A 1623-nucleotide genomic window follows, 5' to 3' on the forward strand; every position below is an offset into this window, starting at 1 on the left:
CCGACAGACTTCACGACTTTCATGAGCATAGCGCTAGAGTGAGCCCTCCCCAACAGATACTAACTCCATAAAACACATCTTCAAGAAGGTGGAAGTGCTATTATTCTATTGTCTTTATCTATAGAGCTCATACTTATAGAGACGATATGAACAGGATGCCTAGAATTCGTTCCATAGAATGCGACTACAGATTTCAACTATCCCCAAGACAACCCTTCATGGCATCGACAATTAGTCTTATAGAGTGAATTCAAAGGAGGAGAAAATGAATAGGAAGATACTGATAGCATTTGTAGGTCTTCTGGAGATTCTATTTCTTGTGAGCAGCTGCATCCCTTTTCCCAAAGTAAAGAATTACCGCGCATGGGTAGTGGGGCAGACAGACTCAAACGGAATCGCAATGCTTTACTTCTCGGACGATTCCGGTGAAACGTGGACACGCCAGGCAATCGACACCCTGCCCGAAGGTAAGAGTTTGGAGGACGTTCTTTCCGTAGATGAGAATACAGTCTGGGCTTGCGGTTCAGACGGGTTATTACTGAAAACGACTAACGGCGGTTCCGACTGGGAGATAGTTGAAGTATCGGAAGTTGCTACTGATTCATTTTTCTCTTTCCTTTCGATTTTTGAAGATAGAATTTGGGTAAGCGGTGACGAAGGACTTGTAATCTTCTCTGATGACGACGGTGGAAGCTGGACAGTATGTGACCTTCCAGAAATGGCTTCAGAGTATATTATTCAAGGAATCCATGCAATAAACGAGGACGTGATTTATGCTGTTGGAAACAAATCAACACCCAGAGCCGGCATAGTTCTGAAGAGCGAAGATGGTGGCCAGACCTGGGAAGAGATTGAGCTGCCAAACAATTACAATGACAATGGATGGATAGGTGTAAAGGCCACGGATGAAAATCACATAGTCTTCCACGGTGGCCAGGGTCACTATGCAGTAACTGCGAATGGAGGAAAACAATGGGTCACAGGAGGTCCTCTTTTCGCAAAAGACCTGAATTCTCTGGTAATGCTGGACAGTTCAACTTACTGGGCAGCCTGCGATTTCGATACGATAATCCTTACTGAAAACAGTGGAATAAGTTGGGAGGAGCAGCCTCCGGCAGGAACGAGCAATTCCTTTCTGTTAGGAATAGATGCTCTCGACAGGAATAACGCGTTGGTTGTCGGCTCATCGGCCGGATACCCGCAGTTCGGAAAGATACTGCGCACAAAAGACGGAGGAAAGAACTGGGAAGTAGTTCTTAGTGCAGAGGAATGTCCAGTTACTTTGACTCATGTTTCGATAGCTGAAAAGAGAATGTGAAAACCAAGATTAGTTCCAAGATGCAAGTTGTGAGTTGTATGACCGTGGTTGGGGTTAGCGGGTTGGTGATAGGAAAGAGCTAAGGATCAATTGCAAGTTACAAGTTTTGAGTTGCGAGTAAAAAGGTTCAACAAAACGGGTCTCGGGTCTCGGAAGATCAAAGCAAACCGGTTGGCCGTTGAATGGTTCTCCGTTCGCCGAATAAGAAATTAGTTCTTCGTTCCGACGCTCCGCGTCCAAGTTCTTCGTTCTTGGTTAGAGCAATAAAGCAATACTATCCAGATTCCGACCAGGAGCTTTGTCGG

1 protein-coding gene is annotated in these 1623 nt (G+C 45.4%); it reads left to right on the top strand.

Annotation, left to right across the window (positions count from 1 at the left end):
• The first annotated feature begins 265 nt into the window (after positions 1–265).
• Complete coding sequence (locus BG32_RS03985; protein ID WP_121526423.1) at positions 266–1318, top strand: YCF48-related protein; 1053 nt, start codon at positions 266–268, stop codon at positions 1316–1318.
• Positions 1319–1623 lie beyond the last annotated feature (305 nt).

The organism is Mesotoga sp. HF07.pep.5.2.highcov, from assembly GCF_003666285.1.
GTDB lineage: Bacteria > Thermotogota > Thermotogae > Petrotogales > Kosmotogaceae > Mesotoga > Mesotoga prima.